This is a genomic window from Serratia sp. BFP-2025 (assembly GCF_050880365.1).
GTDB lineage: Bacteria > Pseudomonadota > Gammaproteobacteria > Enterobacterales > Enterobacteriaceae > Serratia > Serratia surfactantfaciens.
Genome location: NZ_JBPAFV010000003.1, coordinates 39,549 through 59,895, shown reverse-complemented (window position 1 = coordinate 59,895; position 20,347 = coordinate 39,549). Strand labels below are relative to the sequence as shown.

22 protein-coding genes and 1 tRNA gene are annotated in these 20,347 nt (G+C 59.3%); 12 read left to right on the top strand and 11 right to left on the bottom strand.

Annotated features, from left to right (window positions below; translation table 11 throughout):
* Positions 1-54 precede the first annotated feature (54 nt).
* Positions 55-1,032, bottom strand: a complete 978-nt coding sequence (gene epmA / locus ACRAWE_RS18325; protein ID WP_004929681.1) for an elongation factor P--(R)-beta-lysine ligase — start codon at positions 1,030-1,032, stop codon at positions 55-57.
* Between the two features lie 385 nt (positions 1,033-1,417).
* Between epmA and frdA the strand changes: the two genes are divergently transcribed.
* The 5 genes from frdA to blc all read left to right on the top strand — a co-directional run bounded on the left by frdA (position 1,418) and on the right by blc (position 5,339).
* Positions 1,418-3,214, top strand: coding sequence for a fumarate reductase (quinol) flavoprotein subunit (gene frdA, locus ACRAWE_RS18320; protein ID WP_025159579.1), 1,797 nt, complete (start codon positions 1,418-1,420; stop codon positions 3,212-3,214).
* Complete coding sequence (locus ACRAWE_RS18315) at positions 3,207-3,941, top strand: succinate dehydrogenase/fumarate reductase iron-sulfur subunit (protein WP_019453394.1); 735 nt, start codon at positions 3,207-3,209, stop codon at positions 3,939-3,941. Before frdA ends, ACRAWE_RS18315 begins: the two co-directional genes overlap by 8 nt.
* 15 nt (positions 3,942-3,956) lie before the next feature.
* On the top strand, positions 3,957-4,349 hold the full coding sequence (gene frdC / locus ACRAWE_RS18310; RefSeq protein ID WP_004929673.1) for a fumarate reductase subunit FrdC: 393 nt from the start codon (positions 3,957-3,959) through the stop codon (positions 4,347-4,349).
* Positions 4,350-4,361: 12 nt separating this feature from the next.
* A complete protein-coding gene (gene frdD, locus ACRAWE_RS18305; RefSeq protein WP_004929672.1) occupies positions 4,362-4,721 on the top strand; it encodes a fumarate reductase subunit FrdD in 360 nt (119 codons plus the stop codon).
* An 84-nt stretch (positions 4,722-4,805) separates the two neighbouring features.
* The gene (blc, locus tag ACRAWE_RS18300) at positions 4,806-5,339 is read left to right on the top strand and encodes an outer membrane lipoprotein Blc (protein WP_025159578.1); all 534 of its coding nucleotides are present in this window, start codon (positions 4,806-4,808) and stop codon (positions 5,337-5,339) included.
* On the opposite strand, the gene sugE is transcribed toward blc, so the two are convergent.
* The 4 genes from sugE to efp form a co-directional block, all read right to left on the bottom strand.
* On the bottom strand, positions 5,333-5,650 hold the full coding sequence (sugE, locus tag ACRAWE_RS18295) for a quaternary ammonium compound efflux SMR transporter SugE (RefSeq protein WP_019453398.1): 318 nt from the start codon (positions 5,648-5,650) through the stop codon (positions 5,333-5,335). The two genes, blc and sugE, sit on opposite strands and share 7 nt — an antisense overlap.
* A gap of 190 nt (positions 5,651-5,840) precedes the next feature.
* Positions 5,841-5,972 (bottom strand): entericidin A/B family lipoprotein, encoded by a 132-nt coding sequence (locus tag ACRAWE_RS18290; protein ID WP_019453399.1) that lies wholly within the window; start codon positions 5,970-5,972, stop codon positions 5,841-5,843.
* A 120-nt stretch (positions 5,973-6,092) separates the two neighbouring features.
* Positions 6,093-6,224, bottom strand: a complete 132-nt coding sequence (locus ACRAWE_RS18285) for an entericidin A/B family lipoprotein (RefSeq protein ID WP_019453400.1) — start codon at positions 6,222-6,224, stop codon at positions 6,093-6,095.
* A 70-nt stretch (positions 6,225-6,294) separates the two neighbouring features.
* The gene (gene efp, locus ACRAWE_RS18280; RefSeq protein WP_019453401.1) at positions 6,295-6,861 is read right to left on the bottom strand and encodes an elongation factor P; all 567 of its coding nucleotides are present in this window, start codon (positions 6,859-6,861) and stop codon (positions 6,295-6,297) included.
* A gap of 42 nt (positions 6,862-6,903) precedes the next feature.
* On the opposite strand from efp, the gene epmB reads away from it, so the two are divergent.
* Positions 6,904-7,932, top strand: coding sequence for an EF-P beta-lysylation protein EpmB (gene epmB, locus ACRAWE_RS18275; RefSeq protein ID WP_025159577.1), 1,029 nt, complete (start codon positions 6,904-6,906; stop codon positions 7,930-7,932).
* Positions 7,933-8,015: 83 nt separating this feature from the next.
* Here epmB and ACRAWE_RS18270 read toward each other — a convergent pair whose 3' ends face one another.
* From ACRAWE_RS18270 to ACRAWE_RS18250, 5 genes are all read right to left on the bottom strand, one after another.
* On the bottom strand, positions 8,016-8,360 hold the full coding sequence (locus ACRAWE_RS18270) for a DUF4156 domain-containing protein (RefSeq protein ID WP_025159576.1): 345 nt from the start codon (positions 8,358-8,360) through the stop codon (positions 8,016-8,018).
* A gap of 303 nt (positions 8,361-8,663) precedes the next feature.
* Complete coding sequence (locus ACRAWE_RS18265) at positions 8,664-10,289, bottom strand: methyl-accepting chemotaxis protein (protein ID WP_432525699.1); 1,626 nt, start codon at positions 10,287-10,289, stop codon at positions 8,664-8,666.
* Positions 10,290-10,514: 225 nt separating this feature from the next.
* The gene (gene groL, locus ACRAWE_RS18260; RefSeq protein ID WP_004929662.1) at positions 10,515-12,161 is read right to left on the bottom strand and encodes a chaperonin GroEL; all 1,647 of its coding nucleotides are present in this window, start codon (positions 12,159-12,161) and stop codon (positions 10,515-10,517) included.
* 44 nt (positions 12,162-12,205) lie between these two features.
* Complete coding sequence (locus ACRAWE_RS18255) at positions 12,206-12,499, bottom strand: co-chaperone GroES (RefSeq protein WP_004952634.1); 294 nt, start codon at positions 12,497-12,499, stop codon at positions 12,206-12,208.
* Between the two features lie 189 nt (positions 12,500-12,688).
* Complete coding sequence (locus ACRAWE_RS18250) at positions 12,689-13,177, bottom strand: FxsA family protein (protein WP_019453406.1); 489 nt, start codon at positions 13,175-13,177, stop codon at positions 12,689-12,691.
* Positions 13,178-13,550: 373 nt separating this feature from the next.
* On the opposite strand from ACRAWE_RS18250, the gene aspA reads away from it, so the two are divergent.
* The 6 genes from aspA (at position 13,551) to ACRAWE_RS18220 (ending at position 19,516) form a co-directional block, all read left to right on the top strand.
* Positions 13,551-14,987: an aspartate ammonia-lyase gene (gene aspA, locus ACRAWE_RS18245; RefSeq protein ID WP_004929659.1), complete on the top strand. Its 1,437-nt coding sequence runs from the start codon at positions 13,551-13,553 to the stop codon at positions 14,985-14,987.
* 249 nt (positions 14,988-15,236) lie between these two features.
* Positions 15,237-16,538, top strand: coding sequence for an anaerobic C4-dicarboxylate transporter (locus ACRAWE_RS18240; protein WP_033654882.1), 1,302 nt, complete (start codon positions 15,237-15,239; stop codon positions 16,536-16,538).
* A 109-nt stretch (positions 16,539-16,647) separates the two neighbouring features.
* Entirely contained in the window at positions 16,648-16,971 is a 324-nt protein-coding gene (cutA, locus tag ACRAWE_RS18235) for a divalent cation tolerance protein CutA (RefSeq protein ID WP_015376376.1), read from the top strand.
* Positions 16,947-18,665 carry a protein-disulfide reductase DsbD gene (locus ACRAWE_RS18230; protein ID WP_432525698.1) on the top strand — a complete coding sequence of 573 codons (1,719 nt, stop codon included), beginning with the start codon at positions 16,947-16,949 and terminating at the stop codon, positions 18,663-18,665. Before cutA ends, ACRAWE_RS18230 begins: the two co-directional genes overlap by 25 nt.
* A gap of 39 nt (positions 18,666-18,704) precedes the next feature.
* Entirely contained in the window at positions 18,705-19,280 is a 576-nt protein-coding gene (gene dicD, locus ACRAWE_RS18225; protein ID WP_015376374.1) for a division control transcriptional repressor DicD, read from the top strand.
* A gap of 160 nt (positions 19,281-19,440) precedes the next feature.
* A tRNA-Phe gene (locus tag ACRAWE_RS18220) sits at positions 19,441-19,516 on the top strand.
* Positions 19,517-19,908: 392 nt separating this feature from the next.
* On the opposite strand, the gene ACRAWE_RS18215 is transcribed toward ACRAWE_RS18220, so the two are convergent.
* Positions 19,909-20,331, bottom strand: a complete 423-nt coding sequence (locus ACRAWE_RS18215; protein WP_432525696.1) for a hypothetical protein — start codon at positions 20,329-20,331, stop codon at positions 19,909-19,911.
* Between the last annotated feature and the right edge of the window lie 16 nt (positions 20,332-20,347).

Below are 20,347 nucleotides of genomic sequence, written 5' to 3'. Positions count from 1 at the left end.
AAAAAAAGGGCCGGCATTTGCCGACCCTTTTTGCTTTTCTCACCGCCTGAAACGTCAGGCGATCCCGACCGGGAAGGCCAACACGTCGCTCAGGCTCTCGGCGCCCAACGCCAGCATCACCAGACGATCCACGCCCAGCGCCACGCCGGAACATTCCGGCATGCCGTGCTGCAACGCCGCCAACAGGTTGTAGTCGATCGGCTGCTGCGGCAGGCCGCGCTCCGCGCGTTTGCGATTGTCCTGCTCGAAGCGTTGCTGTTGTTCACGGCCGTCGGTCAGCTCGCGGAAACCGTTCGCCAGCTCAATGCCCTTGAAGTACACCTCGAAACGCTCCGCCACGCGGTGGTCCTCGGTGCTGATCTCCGCCAACGCCGCCTGGCTGGCCGGGAAGTGGTAAACGAACGCCGGCTTTTCACGACCGATATGTGGCTCCACGCCCACGGTGAACAGCAGCTGCAGCAGCGTATCGCGGTCTTCTTCGGTATCGGCGATGTTGCTCAGATCGAGTTTGGCCGCCGCTTCACGCAGCTGCGCCTTCTCCGCCGACAGCGGATCGATGTCCAGATGACGCAGGAACGCCTGCTGATAAGACAGGGTCTCCGCGCTCTCGCAGTCCAGCACCTGTTGCAGCAGATCGTCCACCTCATTCATCAGGCGGTACATGTCGTAGTGCGGACGGTACCACTCCAGCATGGTGAATTCCGGGTTGTGATGCCGCCCGGCTTCTTCATTGCGGAAGCTGCGCCCCATTTGGTAGATCGGGCCGCTGCCCGCCGCCAGCAGGCGCTTCATGTGATATTCCGGGCTGGTCATCATGTATAGCGTCAGGCCCTCTGCCGCCCCCGGCCCGACGAAACGCGTCTCGAACGGGAACAGGTGAACGTCGGTGACCGTTGCCTGGCTCATGGTGGGCGTCTCAACTTCCAGCACGCCACGATCGGCGAAGAAACGCCGGATCTCAGCCAGAATCGCTGCGCGTTTCAACAAATTGGCGATGGGTGCACTAGGCTGCCAGCTTGCCGTTTCGCTCATGGTAATTAACTCCGAAATCAAACAGGGGATGCAGTCTACTCGCATCCTTGCAGCCAAACAAATTCTTCACGATGCGCAACCGGCGATAACGCCAATTTCCGATAAATAGGCGGCAAAAGCGCGCTAAAAAGGGTAAAGCACGCCGAACACGCGAAAAGGCAGGCAAGCCTGTTGGTCGAGCGTTAATCGACAAAACAATCGATCACATCAAATTTCCACTACTTAACTTTAGGTATAGTTAATTCCCCATTATTGGTGGGAGATATCTATCCTTAACCTTTAAGCAACATTAATCGGTTCAATTAGTTAGCACCCGAAGAGTTCGCTAAATTTTAAGCATAGATATTTAACTTGCCGTTCTTAATAAGAACATTGGAGGAATGCAGTGCAAACCTTTAACGCCGATCTTGCCATTATTGGGGCCGGGGGCGCTGGTTTACGTGCAGCAATAGCCGCAGCGGAAGCCAATCCCCAACTGAAAATCGCGCTGATCTCTAAGGTCTACCCGATGCGCAGCCACACGGTCGCCGCCGAGGGGGGCTCCGCCGCCGTCACTCAGGATCACGATACCTTCGACTACCACTTCCACGACACCGTTGCCGGCGGCGACTGGCTGTGCGAGCAGGACGTGGTCGATCACTTCGTGCATCAGTGCCCGCGCGAGATGACCCAGCTCGAACAGTGGGGTTGCCCGTGGAGCCGCAAACCGGACGGTTCGGTCAACGTGCGGCGCTTCGGCGGCATGAAGATCGAACGCACCTGGTTCGCCGCCGACAAGACCGGCTTCCACATGCTGCACACCCTGTTCCAAACCTCGCTGAAATACCCGCAAATCCAACGCTTCGACGAGCACTTCGTGCTGGATATCCTGGTGGATGACGGCCAGGCGCGCGGCCTGGTGGCGCTTAACATGATGGAAGGCACCCGCGTGCAGATCCGCGCCAACGCGGTGGTGATGGCCACCGGCGGCGCCGGGCGCGTCTATCGCTACAACACCAACGGCGGCATCGTCACCGGCGACGGCATGGGCATGGCGTTCCACCACGGCGTACCGCTGCGCGACATGGAGTTCGTGCAGTATCACCCGACCGGCCTGCCCGGTTCCGGCATCCTGATGACCGAGGGCTGCCGCGGCGAAGGCGGCATCCTGGTGAACAAGGACGGCTACCGTTACCTGCAAGACTACGGCATGGGCCCGGAAACCCCGCTGGGCGAGCCGAAGAACAAATACATGGAGCTGGGCCCGCGCGACAAGGTGTCCCAGGCCTTCTGGCACGAATGGCGCGCCGGCCGCACCATCGCCACCCCGCGCGGCGACGTGGTCTACCTCGATCTGCGCCACCTGGGCGAGAAAAAGCTGCTGGAGCGGCTGCCGTTCATCTGCGAACTGGCCAAGGCCTATGTCGGCGTCGATCCGGTGAAAGATCCGATTCCGGTGCGCCCTACCGCGCACTACACCATGGGCGGCATTGAAACCGACCAAAACTGCGAAACCCGCATCAAGGGGCTGTTCGCAGTCGGCGAATGCTCCTCCGTCGGCCTGCACGGCGCCAACCGTCTCGGCTCCAACTCGCTGGCGGAACTGGTGGTGTTCGGCCGCGTCGCCGGTGAACACGCGGCGCGCCGCGCGCTGGAAACCGCACCGGCCAACGGCGCCGCGCTGGATGCGCAAACCCGCGACGTCGAAACCCGCCTGAGCAACCTGATGAAACAGGAAGGCAACGAGAACTGGGCGAAGATCCGCGACGAAATGGGGCTGTCGATGGAAGAAGGCTGCGGTATCTACCGCACGCCGGAGTTGATGCAAAAAACCATCGATAAGCTGGCCGAGCTGAAAGAGCGCTTCAAGCGCGTCAAAATCACCGACAACTCCAGCGTGTTCAACACCGATCTGCTGTACACCATCGAGCTGGGTTACGGCCTGGACGTCGCCGAGTGCATGGCGCACTCCGCGCTTAACCGCAAAGAGTCGCGCGGCGCCCACCAGCGCCTGGACGAAGGCTGCACCGAGCGCGACGACGTCAACTTCCTCAAACATACGCTGGCGTTCCATAACCCGCAGGGCGCGCCGCGTCTCGAATACAGCGACGTGAAAATCACCAAGCTGCCGCCGGCCAAACGCGTCTACGGCGCAGAAGCCGAAGCGCAGGAGAAAAAGAATAAGGAGCAGGCAAATGGCTGAGATGCAAACCCTGAAGATCGACGTCATGCGCTATAACCCGGAAACCGACGCCGAGCCGCATTTCGTCACCTACGCCGTGCCTTACGATGAACAAACCTCGCTGCTCGACGCGCTGGGCTACATCAAGGATAACCTGGCGCCGGATCTCTCCTACCGCTGGTCATGCCGCATGGCGATCTGCGGCTCCTGCGGCATGATGGTCAACCGCGTGCCGAAGCTGGCGTGCAAAACCTTCCTGCGCGACTACGTCGGCGGCATGAAGGTCGAAGCGTTGGGCAACTTCCCGATCGAGCGCGATCTGGTGGTAGACATGACCCACTTCATCGAAAGCCTGGAGGCAATCAAGCCGTACATCATCGGTAACGATCGCAAACCGGAAGATGGCCCGAACGTGCAGACCCCGGCGCAGATGGCCAAGTACCACCAGTTCTCCGGCTGTATCAACTGCGGCCTGTGCTACGCCGCGTGCCCGCAGTTCGGCCTCAACCCCGAGTTTATCGGCCCGGCGGCGATCACGCTGGCACACCGCTATAACCTGGACAACCGCGACCACGGCAAGAAACAGCGCATGCCGCAGCTCAACGGCCAAAACGGCGTCTGGAGCTGCACCTTCGTCGGCTATTGCTCTGAAGTCTGCCCGAAACACGTCGATCCCGCCGCCGCCATCCAGCAGGGCAAGGTGGAGAGCGCCAAAGACTTCATGATCGCCATGTTGAAGCCGCAATAAGGGAGAAAAATTGCCATGACAACTCAACGTAAGCCCTATGTGCGCACCATGACGCCCACCTGGTGGCAAAAGCTCGGCTTCTACCGTTTCTATATGCTGCGCGAAGGCACCTCGGTGCTTGCGGTGTGGTTCAGCATCGTGCTGCTCTACGGCGTATTTGCGCTGAAGGGCGGCGCCGAGAGCTGGGCCGGTTTCGTCGGTTTCTTGCAGAATCCGCTGGTGCTGTTGATCAACGTCGTCGCCCTGCTGGCGGCGGCGCTGCATACCAAAACCTGGTTCGATCTGGCGCCGAAGGCCGCCAATATCGTGGTCAACAGCGAGAAAATGGGGCCGGGCCCCATCGTGAAAGGACTGTGGGCCGTCACCATCGTCGTCAGCGTGGTCATCCTGGCCGTGGCCCTGATCTAATCCGGAGGAAACATGATAAATCAAGCACCTAAACGCTCCGACGAGCCGGTTTTCTGGGGATTGTTCGGCGCCGGCGGCATGTGGGGCGCGATCGTCGCGCCGGCCATCGTGCTGCTGGTCGGCATTCTGCTGCCGCTGGGGCTGTTCCCCGGTGAGGCGCTGGGTTACGAGCGCGTGCTGGCGTTCTGCCAGAGCCTGATCGGCCGCCTGTTCCTGCTGCTGATGATCATTCTGCCGCTGTGGTGCGGCCTGCACCGCATCCACCATGCGATGCACGATCTGAAGATCCACGTGCCGGCCGGCAAGTGGGTATTCTACGGTCTGGCGGCGATCCTCAGCGTAGTCACCGTCATCGGCGTCGTCACGCTGTAAACCGCTCAGGCGGCCAACGCCCGTTGGCCGCCCTTTTCTCATCGGCTACACTGTCTACTCGCCCCCGGTAAACAGGAGCCACCGATGCGTTTATGGTCAAAGCTTAGCGTCATGCTTTCCGCCCTGCTCTCCGTCGCTTGCAGCGTCTCCCCGCCCAAAGACATCAAGGTCGTGAACAATTTCGACAGCCAGCGCTATCTCGGCACCTGGTACGAAATCGCGCGTCTGGATCATCGTTTTGAACGCGGTTTGCAGCAGGTGACCGCCCACTACAGCCCACGCGCCGACGGCGGGCTGAAAGTCATCAATCGCGGCTTCAATCCGCAGAAACAGCAATGGCAAGAAAGCGAAGGCAAAGCCTACTTTATCGGTTCACCGCAGGTCGCGGCGCTGAAAGTGTCGTTCTTCGGCCCCTTCTACGGCGGCTATAACGTGATTGCCCTGGACCCGGACTACCGCTACGCGCTGGTTTGCGGCCCTAACCGCGACTATCTGTGGATCCTGTCGCGCACCCCGACGCTTGACGCCAACGCACGCGACAGCTTATTACAGACGGCCAAGGGCTACGGTTTCGCCACCGATGCGCTGATCTGGGTGCAACAGTCCGCCGATCAGTGACTGCTGAACTTCAACCCTAGGATGCCGACCACAATCAGGCACAGACTGATGATGCGCGCGATATTGGTCGACTCGCCCAACAGCACCATGCCCATGATCGCCGCGCCCACCGCGCCGATGCCGGTCCACACCGCATAAGCGGTGCCGGCGGGCAGCGTTTTCATGGCGTTGGCCAACAGCAACATGCTGACCACCATCGCGGCGATGGTGATGATGCTCGGCGTCAATCGGGTAAAACCATGGGTATATTTCAGACCGATAGCCCAAACCACTTCGAGCAAACCGGCGACAAGCAGAATAATCCAGGCCATGAGACGGCCTCCCTACCACTGGGGTCGTCCCCGATGAAATGACGCGTAAACGGGTCGTCCCGTTCAGCCAGGTGATGAACGGCGGGCAACCTCGCCCGCACCGCGGCAGCATAGCAACAGCGCAAACAGATAGGCAAGGACAAGTAGTGCGGCGGCCTCCGCTGGCGAAGCGCCGCCGGATGAGAACGGATTATTCCGCGCTGCGCTGAATGGCCTTGCCGCCGGCCTGAATGTCTTCACCCACGCCGCGGGTGGTATTGCAGGCGGTCAGCGAGGCCAAAATCATCAAAGAGAAGATCGCGATAATACTTTTCTTCAGCATAAGAAAGTCCTTATTTGTCGTTGATGAAAAAGTACGGCTTTCTAAGCGTAGTCAAAATTGACGGAAGGCGTGGGATCACAACCGGCTTTGTAGCGCAAATACATCGATTTAAAGGCGGGTTCAGCTGGCCGTGCGGGAGATGGCGCCGCCGAGATGCTGAACGTCTTCGCCGAAACCGCGAAACGTATTGCAACCGCTAAGGGAGAAAAGGAACAACAGGGAGAGCACGGCCAACAGCGTTTTCTTGAACATGCGGATTTTCTGCCAACGAACGGGGAAGGGATAAAGCAGAGGAACCGCTGGGGTTCCTCTGTTTTGAAACTTACTTAACGCGAGAGACGTATTCGCCAGAGCGAGTGTCAACTTTGATCACTTCGCCGATCTGGACGAACAACGGCACTTTAACCACGGCGCCGGTGCTCAGGGTAGCCGGCTTGCCGCCAGTCCCTGCGGTATCGCCTTTCAGGCCAGGATCGGTCTCGGTGATTTCCGCTTCGATGAAGTTCGGCGGCTGAACGGCGATTGGACGGCCATCCCACAGGGTGATGATGCACTCTGCGTTATCCTGCAGCCATTTGGCCGCGTCGCCGACGGTTTTGCCGTCAACCTGATGCTGTTCGAAAGACTCAGGGTGCATGAAGTGGTAGAACTCACCGTCGCTGTACAGGTAGTTCATGTTGGTGTCCATCACGTCCGCGCCTTCGCAAGAATCGGTAGACTTGAAGGTTTTTTCCACGCGGGTGCCGGTCAGCAGACGGCGCATTTTCACGCGCGCGAACGCCTGGCCTTTGCCCGGCTTAACGAACTCACTGGCTTCGACGGCGTAAGGTTCGCCCTCGAACATGATTTTAAGACCCGGACGGAAATCGTTGCTAGAATAAGTCGCCATGATGGCCCTCTGAATATTTGAACTGGTAGCTTAGCCAAAAAAATGGCACACATTATAACCCAAAGTACGGCACATAGAGAAGATTGGTTGCATCAACTCGCCGATGTTATTACCGATCCTGATGAATTACTGCAGCTTTTGTCACTGAATACGCACCCGGAACTGCCGCAGGGGCGCGATGCCCGTCGGCTGTTTGCCCTGCGCGTGCCGCGCGCCTTCGCTGCGCGCATGCGCCCCGGGGACGCCAACGACCCGCTGCTGCGCCAGGTGCTGACCGCCAGAGAGGAGTTCATCAACGCCCCAGGGTTCACCACCGATCCGCTGGATGAGCAGCGCAGCGTGGTGCCGGGCCTGCTGCACAAATACCGCAATCGCGCGTTGCTGCTGGTCAAGGGCGGCTGTGCGGTCAACTGCCGTTACTGCTTCCGCCGCCACTTCCCCTATCAGGACAACCAGGGCAATAAGAACAACTGGCGGCAGGCGCTGGATTATATCCGCCAACACCCGGAACTGGACGAGATCATTTTTTCCGGCGGCGATCCGCTGATGGCCAAAGACAGCGAGCTTGAGTGGCTGGTCGGCGAGCTGGAGACCATCCCGCACCTGAAACGCCTGCGCATTCACACCCGTTTGCCGGTGGTGATCCCGGCGCGCATTACGCCGGCGCTGTGCCGCCTGCTGTCGGCCTCGCGCCTGCAGGTGCTGATGGTCACGCACATCAACCACGCCAACGAAATTGACCGCGAGCTGCAGAGCGCCATGGCCCAGCTGCGCCTCGCCGGTGTCACTCTGCTCAATCAAAGCGTGCTGCTGCGCGATGTCAACGATGACGCCGATACGCTGGCGGCGCTCAGCAACGCGCTGTTCGACGCCGGCATCCTGCCCTATTACATCCACGTGCTGGACAAAGTGCAGGGCGCGGCGCACTTCATGGTCAGCGACGATGAAGCGCGCGCCATCATGCAGGCGCTGCTGAGCAAGGTGTCCGGTTATCTGGTGCCGCGCCTGACGCGTGAGGTGGGCGGCGAACCAAGCAAAACGCCGATCGACCTGCGTCTGATGCAGGAGTGAGGCGCGTCAAACACCCCAACGAAAAGAGGAATGCCGTGGCATTCCTCTTTTTTTATCTCTCTGCGGCGATTGGCCTCAGCGCCTTACGGGCACTTGTAAACCTGGCCGACCATTTTGCTGTCCAACGGCGCGAAGCTGGAGAGCAGATTCTGGCTTGGGCTGTTGGCGCCGTAAATGACGTTGCCGCCCATCTCCGCAGCCTTGTTGCGCAGATCGTTGGCCGCACCGCGCATGGAGCTGCCTTCACCGCCGTTGCCGGACAGCCAGTTGCTCTGGGTGCCGGTCACTTCACCCAGCAGCTGGCATTCCGCCGCCGGCTTGCTGTCGGTGAACTTGATCTGCTGACCCGCAGCGGTCAGTTCATGAGTGGTGCTGCAACCCGCCAGCAGCATCGCTGCCGAAAGACCCAGTAAGGCTTTAATCCGCATCTTGTTCCCCATTCGATGTTGAGAATTACGCAAAATCTTATCCCCGTCGCCTTTCAAGCTGTAGCGTTGTTGACTGCACTCGCTCCCCCCAGTTACTTACTCAAGTAAGCGCCTGGGGACTCACGAGCTGGCCGCCTAGCTACAACTTGAAACTCATAGGGTATATCAGAAAGCGATGCCATCTCTTAAGCATCCGTTGCCACGCTAGCGGGCCAACGTCTTGAGCGACAGCTGATAACTAACCAGTCTACCAGCTAAATCGCCCCGGGCGGCAAAAATATCATCAAATACAGTGCGGCGGCGTTATGCCCAACCGGCAGCGGCCGCTGATGCCTGAGCCTCCACTTCGCCCTGACGCGGTTCCTCCTCCGCCAGTTGGAATACCGCCACCGCCTGCGCCAGCAGCGCCGCCTGCTCCTCCACGCCGACGGCGGTGGTCGCCACCTCCTCCACCAGCGCGGCGTTCTGCTGGGTCACCTGATCCATCTGGGTCACCGCCACCCCGACCTGCTCAACGCCCTTGCTTTGCTCTTGCGACGCGTACGAAATGTTATCCATCAGCGACATCACCTGATTCACCGAACCGGCGATGGCATTCATCGTTTCGCCCGCCTGTTCCACCAGCCGCACGCCGGCGGCGATATCGCCGGTCACGCCGTCGACCAGGCCGCTGATCTCCTTGGCCGAAGTCGCGCAGCGCTGCGCCAGGTTGCGCACCTCGCCGGCCACCACCGCAAAACCCCGCCCCTGCTCACCGGCGCGCGCGGCCTCCACGGCGGCGTTCAACGCCAGGATATTGGTCTGGAAGGCGATGCCGTCGATCACGCTGGTGATGTCCCCCACCTGACGCGCGCTGTCGTTGATCGCCCGCATTTTGTCGACCGCGCTGGCCATCATCGTTTCGCCGTTGCGGGCAATATCGACGGTCTGGCTGACCATTCCGGCGGCCTGGTTGGCGTTATCGGCGTTTTGCCGCACCATGGCGGTGATCTGTTCCATGCTGGCGGCGGTTTCCGTCAGCGCGCTGGCCTGCTCTTCGGTGCGGCTGGAGAGATCGGCGTTGCCGACGGCGATCTCATGCGTGCCGTGGTTGATCGACTCCACGCCGTCACGCACCTGCTGCACGGTGGCGCTCAGCTCCTGCTGCATCGCCTGCAGGCTGGCGAACAACATGCCAATCTCATCGTTGCTGCGCGCCACGATCTTGCTGCGCAGATCGCCGCGCCCAACCTTTTGCAAGTGTTCAGCAATTTGGCGCAGCGGCAGGATCAGGCGCCGACGGAAGTCGCGCTGTACGGCGACCAGCAGCAGCAGGATCGCCGCCAGGGTACCGCTCAGCAGGCGAGCGAACACTTTCTGAGTCTGTTCCGCCTCCTCCACCGCCAGACGGTGGGCGGCGACCGTCGCCCGCATATAGTCGGCAAACTGGCTGTCCAACCGTTGGCGCACCTGACGCTTCTCGGCCGCCATGGCGTGCAGCCGCTCGATCAATGCCACCTGAGGCGTGTCGGCCAGCAGCGTCAACTCTTGCTTCAGCACCGCCTGCTGCGCCAGGTAAACCTTTTTCATCGCCTCGCCCAGCTCCGGGCGCGATACCGTCAAACCCGGCGTATCCCAGAACAGGTTGAAAGCGACATCGGCGCCGCGCAGCTCGCCGCGCGCCTCATCAATGCCCTGCTGAATATCGGCTCTGCTGGTCTGCGCCATACGCTCGAACGCCATGTTGTCGATCAGCGTCTGCGTTTGCAGCAAAGCACGCCAACTGCGGTTCAGCGCCGCTTCCTCGTCGGAGAAAGTGCTCATCCTGCCGATGCTGTTGCCGTTTTGCTGCATGAAATAGAAGGCGATGGCGCCGGTTCCCATGGGCATCAAGCCCAGCAGCAACAGCATTAACATCAGCCAGGTGGCTATTTTCATATTTTTCAGCATAAGTCGTCTCCGTTGACAGTCACCCCGGCGGGGGAAAATTCCCCGCCCGGTAGGGGCTATATCGGTACGAAACGACAACGGTTTAGGGTAAAAACAAAATAATGCAATAATTCATTCAGTGAACTAATAACGCGCTAAACAAACATTCTTTTTATTGATTTTTAAGATAAAAAAAACCCCGATCACTTGACCGGGGTTCTCAGCACACAAGCGTGTGGGGGATGATTACATCATGCCGCCCATGCCGCCCATGCCACCCATACCGCCTGCTGCGCCCAGATCCGGTGCGTCAGCCTTCGGCAGGTCGGTGACCATGCATTCGGTGGTGATCATCAGGCCAGCCACGGACGCCGCGTACTGCAGAGCAGAACGGGTGACTTTGGTTGGATCCAGGATACCCATCGCGATCATGTCGCCGTATTCTTCAGAGTAAGCGTTGTAGCCGTAGCTGCCTTCGCCCGCTTTCACCTGGTTGGCGATAACGGAAGCTTCTTCACCGGCGTTGACCACGATCTGACGCAGAGGGGCTTCCATTGCGCGCAGCGCAACTTTGATACCCACGTTCTGGTCTTCGTTGTCGCCTTTCAGCGCGGCGATTTTGCCTGCAACGCGGATCAGCGCTACGCCGCCGCCTGCAACCACGCCTTCTTCCACTGCGGCGCGGGTCGCGTGCAGGGCGTCTTCAACGCGGGCTTTCTTCTCTTTCATTTCAACTTCAGTGGCTGCGCCAACCTTGATAACGGCAACGCCGCCGGCCAGTTTCGCTACGCGCTCCTGCAGTTTTTCACGATCGTAATCAGAGGTCGCTTCTTCGATCTGCTGACGGATCTGAGCAACGCGGCCCTGGATGGTCGCTTCGTCGCCCACGCCATCGATGATGATGGTGGTGTCTTTGTTGATGACAACGCGCTTCGCCTGGCCCAGATCTTCCAGGGTGGCTTTTTCCAGCTCCAGACCGATCTCTTCAGAGATAACGGTACCGGCAGTCAGGGTAGCGATGTCCTGCAGCATGGCTTTACGACGGTCGCCGAAGCCAGGCGCCTTAACGGCGGCGACTTTCACGATGCCGCGCATGGTGTTGACCACCAGGGTCGCCAGCGCTTCGCCTTCAACGTCTTCAGCGATGATCAGCAGCGGTTTGCCTGCTTTGGCAACGGCTTCCAGCACCGGCAGCATTTCGCGGATGTTGGAGATCTTCTTGTCAGCCAGCAGGATGAACGGGCTTTCCAGCTCAACAGAACCGGTTTCCGGCTTGTTGATGAAGTATGGGGACAGGTAACCGCGGTCGAACTGCATACCTTCAACCACGTCCAGCTCGTCTTGCAGGCCGGTGCCTTCTTCAACGGTGATAACGCCTTCTTTGCCCACTTTCTCCATCGCTTCCGCGATCAGTTTACCCACGGTTTCGTCGGAGTTGGCGGAGATGGTGCCTACCTGAGCGATAGCTTTGGAATCGGAGCAAGGTACGGACAGTTTTTTCAGTTCTTCAACCGCAGCGACAACCGCTTTGTCGATGCCGCGCTTCAGATCCATCGGGTTCATGCCTGCAGCAACCGCTTTCAGACCTTCGGTGATGATGGATTGAGCCAGTACGGTTGCAGTGGTGGTGCCGTCGCCCGCCGCGTCGTTCGCTTTGGAGGCCACTTCTTTCACCATCTGAGCGCCCATGTTCTCGAACTTGTCTTCCAGTTCGATTTCACGCGCAACGGAAACGCCATCTTTGGTGATGGTTGGTGCGCCGAAAGATTTATCCAGCACTACGTTGCGGCCTTTCGGGCCCAGGGTCACTTTTACTGCATCAGCGAGAACATTCACGCCGCGGAGCATTTTCACGCGAGCGTCATTGCCGAATTTTACGTCTTTAGCTGCCATTGGTATTTCCCTTCAACTCGTTCAGTTCAGAAGATAAAGCGCAATTACGCTTCAACAATTGCCAGAATGTCGCTTTCGGACATGATCAACACTTCTTCATTGTCGATCTTCTCTGCTTTCACGCCGTAGCCGTCGTTGAAAATCACGATATCGCCAACTTTCACATCCAGCGGTTGGATGTTGCCGCTTTCCAGCACACGCCCTTTACCCACTGCAACCACTTCACCGCGAGTGGATTTACCCGCCGCAGAGCCAGTCAGGACGATGCCGCCAGCAGATTTTGATTCAACTTCTTTGCGCTTGACGATAACGCGGTCATGCAATGGACGAATACTCATTGAACGCTCTCCTGTAAGAAGGTCTCTATCAGATTTAGGGTTGTACACCGGATGGTTGTTATTACCGGCCTCGTGGCATTTGAGATGGGGGCGTTCCAGCCCCCTTCAAGGGGGCTAACGAAAAAAATTTCGCATTTTTGGCCGAACGGAGGCTACAGAGATGAAAAACGCGGCCTGGGCCGCGTTTTGTTAACGATCGTGAGGCTTGCGCTCCTCGTCCGGGCGGTGTTCCAGCACCGGGCGTTCGTCGTCCTTGCGCTGGAATTCGCCGTCGAAGGTGTTGCCGTTGGCGGCGTCGCCGCCCGTCCAACCGCCGGGGCGATACACCGACAGATGCGGCATCAGCTTCAGCGTCAACGATTTTTGCACCGGCGGCAGCAGCAGCAGCAGGCCGAGGAAGTCGGTGAAGAAGCCCGGAATCAGCAGCAGGAAGCCTGCCAACACCAGCGAAACGCTTTTCACCATTTCCGCCGCCGGGCTTTCGCCGGCCGCCAGTTTTTGCTGCATCTGCACGAAGGTTTTCATACCCTGATTGCGCACCAGCGAAATGCCGACGCAGGAACTGAACACCACCAGCAGCAGGGTGACAGCGACGCCGAGCACGGCGGCGACTTTGATAAAGATCGATATTTCTATGTAAGCCAGCAGAAATATCAGCAGTAGCGGTAACCAGCGCACCTGGTTCTCCTATCGGTAGGTAAAGCGCGGCCGCCACGGGGCGACGGCGCGAAAAAAGAGGCCGTAAACGGCCGACACCACTACAATGGGGACATCACCCTTTCATTTCAACCGAGAGCCGGTTTTTATTGCTAAAGTTCACAAACGTGAAAGAAGTCACAGAACCGGAAAAGGGCATATCCTTAAACACCATAAGGTGATCTGGATTCAGTCATTTCTTACCAACCAGCATATGATCTGGGCAGCAACGGGCGATTTGGTTAATCGTTTCACGCCCCAAGCCTTCGGCAATATTAATTTAGGCTGTGCCCTTTAGCCTTGACCTGACAAATTATTAATTCGGCAGCAACACATAGAGATAGAGAAGGTTCTCATGTCAAACAACATTCGTATCGAAGAAGACCTGTTAGGAACACGTGAAGTCCCCGCAGACGCTTACTACGGAGTTCATACTCTGCGTGCGATTGAAAACTTCTACATCAGCAACAGCAAAATCAGCGATGTCCCCGAGTTCGTTCGCGGCATGGTGATGGTGAAAAAGGCCGCGGCGATGGCCAACAAAGAACTTAAAACCATCCCGCGCAAAATCGCCGACGTGATCATCCAGGCCTGCGACGAGGTGCTGGATAAAGGCAAATGCATGGATCAGTTCCCGGTGGACGTGTTCCAGGGCGGCGCAGGCACCTCGCTGAACATGAACACCAACGAAGTGCTGGCGAACATCGGCCTCGAGCTGATGGGCCACCAAAAAGGCGAATACCAATACCTGAACCCGAACGATCACCTCAATAAATGCCAATCCACCAACGACGCCTACCCGACCGGGTTCCGCATCGCGGTGTACGCCTCCAACCAGAAGCTGATCGACGCCATCAACCAACTGCGCGAAGGCTTCGATCGCAAGGCGAAAGAGTTCGAAACCATCCTGAAGATGGGCCGCACCCAGCTGCAGGACGCGGTGCCGATGACTCTCGGCCAGGAATTCCACGCCTTCAGCGTGCTGCTGAACGAAGAAACCCGCAACCTGCACCGCACCGCGGAGCTGCTGCTGGAAGTGAACCTGGGCGCCACCGCCATCGGCACCGCGCTCAACACCCCGGAAGGCTATCAGCCGCTGGCGGTGCAAAAACTGGCGGAAGTCAGCGGCCTGCCGGTCGTGCCGGCGGAAGACCTGATCGAAGCCACCTCCGACTGCGGCGCCTACGTGATGGTGCACAGCGCGCTCAAACGCCTGGCGGTGAAACTGTCCAAAATCTGTAACGACCTGCGCCTGCTCTCCTCCGGCCCGCGCGCCGGCCTGAACGAAATCAACCTGCCGGAGCTGCAGGCGGGGTCGTCCATCATGCCGGCCAAAGTGAACCCGGTGGTGCCGGAAGTGGTCAATCAGGTGTGTTTCAAGGTGATTGGCAACGACACTTGCGTTACCATGGCGGCCGAAGCGGGCCAGCTGCAGTTGAACGTGATGGAGCCGGTGATCGGCCAGGCGATGTTCGAGTCGATCCACATCCTGACCAACGCGTGCTACAACCTGCTGGAAAAATGCATTAACGGCATCACCGCGAATAAAGAAGTCTGCGAACACTACGTCTTCAACTCGATCGGTATCGTCACCTATCTGAACCCGTTCATCGGCCACCATAACGGTGACATCGTCGGGAAGATCTGCGCCGAAACCGGCAAGAGCGTGCGTGAAGTGGTGCTGGAACGCGGCCTGCTGACCGAAGCCGAGCTGGATGACATCTTCTCCGTGGAGAACCTGATGCACCCGGCCTATAAAGCCAAACGCTATACGGATGAAAATGAACAATAACAGACCTACCCGGTAGCCCTGAAAGGCACGCTAAATCCTCTGGATAGCGTGCCTTTTTACTTTCCGGCGCCCACAAAATTTTAACGTTTTATTTTCAATTTACACCCTAAATCATTGGGACTGCATCAAGGCGGCAAGAGCGCAAGTCCCCAGGAGCTTACTCAAGTAAGTGACTGGGGTCAGTGATCGCAGCCAACACCGATGCAGTTTCAAGGACGACGGGAAATCTCATTTTAAGGAGTAAACACTATGCTAGCCTTGGAATTGGTTATCGTTCTGCTGGCCATCTTTTTAGGGGCCAGGTTGGGCGGTATCGGTATCGGGTTCGCGGGGGGATTGGGCGTTCTGGTCCTGGCGCTGATCGGCGTTAAGCCGGGCAGCATTCCCTTCGACGTGATTTCCATCATCATGGCGGTGATCGCGGCGATCTCCGCCATGCAGGTCGCCGGGGGGATGGACTATCTGGTACAGCAGACCGAAAAGCTGCTGCGCAAGAACCCCAAGCACATCACCATTCTCGCCCCTATCGTCACCTACTTCCTGACCATCTTCGCCGGCACCGGCAACATCTCGCTCTCGGCGCTGCCGGTGATCGCCGAAGTGGCGAAAGAACAGGGCATCAAGCCTTGCCGGCCGCTGTCGACCGCCGTGGTGTCCGCCCAGATCGCCATCACCGCCTCGCCGATCTCTGCCGCGGTGGTGTACATGTCTTCGGTGATGGAAGGCCACGGCGTCAGCTACCTGCACCTGCTGATGGTGGTGATCCCGTCCACCTTCTGCGCCGTGCTGGTGATGTCGCTGCTGGTGACCTGGCTGTTCGACTCCAAGCTGTCTAACGATCCGGTCTACCTGAAACGCCTGGAAGAAGGCCTGATCACCCTGCGCGGCAACAACGCGCTGGAGATCAAACCGCGCGCCAAAGCCTCGGTGCTGCTGTTCCTGCTGGGCGTACTGTGCGTGGTAGCCTACGCCATCATCAACAGCCCGGGCCTGGGCCTGGTGGCCAAGCCGCTGATGAACACCACCAACGCCATCCTGATCATCATGCTGAGCGTCGCCACGCTGACCACCCTGCTGTGCCGCGTCGACACCGACATGGTGCTGAACTCCAGCACCTTCAAGGCCGGCATGAGCGCCTGTATCTGTATCCTCGGCGTCGCCTGGCTGGGCGACACCTTCGTGCAGGCCAACATCGACTGGATCAAAGAGACGGCAGGCAGCGTCATTCAGGCGCACCCGTGGCTGCTGGCGGTGATCTTCTTCTTCTGCTCGGCGCTGCTGTACTCGCAGGCCGCCACCGCCAAGGCGCTGATGCCGATGGCGCTGGCGCTGAACGTGTCGCCGCTGACCGCCGTCGCCTCCTTCGCCGCCGTATCCGGCCTGTTCATCCTGCCGACCTACCCGACGCTGGTCGCCGCGGTGCAGATGGACGATACCGGCACCACGCGCATCGGCCGCTTCGTATTCAACCATCCGTTCTTCATTCCCGGCACCATGGGCGTGATTTTCGCGGTGGTATTCGGCTTCCTGCTCGGCAGCATCATGCTGTAACTCTTCGACCGGGGCTGCGGCCCCGGTTTTCCTTCTGGCGATAAACTCGCCTTCTAGCCAATCCGCCTTCAGGGTATAGTGCCCATTCGAACCGAAGAGAGGGCTGAAGATGTCTGATTGCGAAGCTGTCGTCATACTCTGTACCGCACCCGATGAAGCCAGCGCCCAGGAACTGGCGGCGCGGGTCTTGGGCGATAAGCTGGCGGCCTGCGCCACGCTGCTGCCCGGCGCCACCTCGCTGTATTACTGGGAAGGGAAGCTGGAACAGGAATACGAGGTGCAGATGCTGTTCAAAAGCGATCGCCGCCGTCAGCAGGCCCTGCTCGACACCCTGAAACAACATCACCCCTACCAGACGCCCGAGCTGCTGGTATTGCCGGTGATGGCCGGAGATAAAGACTACCTGTCATGGATCAACGCTTCATTAAACTGATTTTGCTGCTGTGCAGCCTGTTCTTCCTGCCGCAGGCGGCGCAGGCCTCGCTGTTCGCACCGACGGGCGGCAGCCAGTTCGTGCCCGTCGATCGGGCTTTTGCTTTCGATTTCAAACAGCAAGGCAGCCAGGTGACGCTGAACTGGCAGATCCGCCCCGGCTATTACCTGTATCGTCAGCAGATCAAACTGGTGCCGCAACAGGCGACGCTCGGCGCCTTTACCCTGCCGGAAGGTTTGAGCCACAAGGACGAGTTCTTCGGCGAAGTCGCCATCTTCAAGCAGCAGCTTAATCTGCAGGTGCCGCTGCAACAGGCGGCGGCCAACGCCAGCCTCAGCGTCACCTATCAGGGCTGCGCCGAGGCCGGCTTCTGCTATCCGCCGGAAACCCGGGTGATCCCGTTGGACGCGGTCAGCGCAGCAGCAGCCGCACCGCTTTCGGCCTCTGCACCGGCTGAAGCGCCCGCCGCACCGGCCAGCCTGCCGTTTTCGCCGCTGTGGGCATTGCTGATCGGCATCGGTATCGCCTTCACCCCGTGCGTGCTGCCGATGTACCCGCTGATCTCCGGCATCATTCTCGGCCGCGACCGGCCGCAAAGCAGCGGCCGCATTCTGGCGCTGGCGGTAGTTTACGTACAGGGCATGGCGCTCACCTACACCCTGCTCGGGTTGGTGGTGGCCGCCGCCGGGCTGCAGTTCCAGGCGGCGCTGCAACATCCTTATGTCTTGATCGGCCTGTCGGTACTGTTCATCGCCCTGGCGCTGTCGATGTTCGGCCTCTATTCCCTGCAGCTGCCTTCCGCACTGCAAACCCGGCTGGCTAACTGGAGCAACACCCAGCGCGGCGGCTCGCTGACCGGCGTATTCCTGATGGGCGCCCTGGCCGGGCTGATTTGCTCGCCCTGCACCACCGCGCCGCTCAGCGCCATCCTGCTGTATATCGCCCAGAGCGGCAATCTGTGGGCCGGCGGCGGCACGCTGTACCTGTACGCGCTGGGGATGGGCATTCCGCTGGTGATCGTCACCCTGTTCGGCAACCGCCTGCTGCCGCGCAGCGGCCCGTGGATGCAGTACGTGAAGGAGGCCTTCGGCTTCGTCATTCTGGCGCTGCCGGTGTTCCTGCTGGAGCGAGTGATCGGCGATCTGTGGGGCATGCGTTTGTGGAGCCTGCTCGGCCTGGCATTCTTCGGTTGGGCCTTCGCCCTGAGCCTGAGAAGCGCGCGCGGCTGGGCTCGCGCCTTGCAACTGCTGCTGCTGGCGGCGGCGGTGATCGCCGCACGGCCGCTGCAAGATTGGGCTTTCGGCGCCGACCAGGCGCAGCAGGCCGCTCAGCCGCACCTGGCCTTTACACGTATCAACAACGTCGAACAGCTCGATCTGGCGCTGCAACAGGCGCGGGGCAAGCCGGTGATGCTCGATCTGTACGCCGACTGGTGCGTGGCCTGTAAAGAGTTCGAGAAATACACCTTCAGCGATGCGGCGGTACAGGCGAGCCTGGCCAACGCGGTGCTGCTGCAAGCGGACGTGACCGCCAACAGCGCAGAACAGGCTGCGCTGTTGAAGCATCTGCAGGTGTTGGGGCTGCCGACGATCCTGTTCTTCGATCCGGCAAGCCGCGAGCTGACGGCCGAGCGGGTCACCGGCTTTATGAAGGCGGAAGCCTTCAACGCGCATTTGCAGAAAGTGATGCGATAAATAACACTGAGGTTCTGAACCGAAGAGGAGGAAGCACAAGTGCAACGTGAACACGTCCTTGATACCGCGCTGGGCCTGTTGGAACAACAGGGCCTGGCGACCGCCACATTAGAGATGCTGGCGGAAAAACTCGACGTTCAACCCGGCGATCTCAAACGGTTCTGGCCGGATCGCGAAGCGCTACTGTACGACTGCCTGCGCTATCATGGCCAGCAGATAGACACCTGGCGCCGCCAGCTGTTGCTGGACGAGAATCTGAGCCCGCAGCAAAAGCTGCTGGCGCGCTATGACGTGCTGGCGGAATACGTGCAGCAAGACCGCTACCCCGGTTGCCTGTTTATCGCCGCCTGCAGCTTCTTCCCGGAAACGGATCACCCGATCCACCAACTGGCGGAGCAGCAAAAGCTGACTTCGCTGGAGCTGACCCGCGAACTGCTGCGCGACATGGACGCCGACGACGCCGACATGGTGGCGCAGCAAATGGAGCTGATTCAGGAAGGTTGCCTGAGCAAACTGCTGGTAAAACGCCAGCTCCAGGACGTATCGGTCGCCAAACGGCTGGCGGAAGACATCTTGCAGGTGGCGCAATGCCGCCGTAACGGGGCGCTGAGCTGAATCTGCAGGGTCGGCGGCGCAGCCAACCCAAGGTGCTCTCTCTGACAGGCGCATTTTTTGCGCCCTTTGCCTGAAAAGCCAGCAACCGGACGCATTTTAGCGTCTTTCACGCATAAAGCCGTTGACGGCTTTATGCCAATACGGTTTAATGCTGCCCGTTGCCCGGATAGCTCAGTCGGTAGAGCAGGGGATTGAAAATCCCCGTGTCCTTGGTTCGATTCCGAGTCCGGGCACCATATTCAGAAGAACCCGCCTATGGCGGGTTTTTCGCTTTCTGAGGTACGGACTCTCCATCGAACTGCGTTCGATTATTCGGCCAGAGGCCTCACCCTGCGGGCCGGCGCTAAAGCGCTGTTCAACACGGCGCCAGCGCCGGTTGTCCGAGTCCGGGCACCATATTCAGAAGAACCCGCCTATGGCGGGTTTTTCGCTTTCTGAGGTACGGACTCTCCATCGAACTGCGTTCGATTATTCGGCCAGAGGCCTCACCCTGCGGGCCGGCGCTAAAGCGCTGTTCAACACGGCGCCAGCGCCGGTTGTCCGAGTCCGGGCACCATATTCAGAAGAACCCGCCTATGGCGGGTTTTTCGCTTTCTGAGGTACGGACTCTCCATCGAACTGCGTTCGATTATTCGGACTTTCGTTGGCTCGGCGGAATCAGCCCAATCAGCGCCAGTACGCAAGATTTGGCGGCTAATACCAGATTGAGATGCCCGGGGAAAGCGACGTTGATGAACCAAAAGGCCAGGAAGATCGCCAGAGAAACCGGCCAGGCGAGCACGAAGAACCGGGTATCGCATAACCGCTGGGCGCAAAACAGCAGCGTCAGCACGATCGCCAACACGCCGAAAGGAAGATACAGAATCAGCCTCAGGTAAGAGGCGATGACATCGGCGAACGAAACGTTATTGATGACGGAAATCGTCAATTTCTGAAAGAATAATGCGTCGTTGTTATAGAGCTCTAAAAGATTTAACCACGCAAAGCTGAACCCTATCGTTAACGACATCCATACTGCGTATTCTTTGCGGGATAGGGGATTGGTGATCAAACTCAGTCTCTCGTTC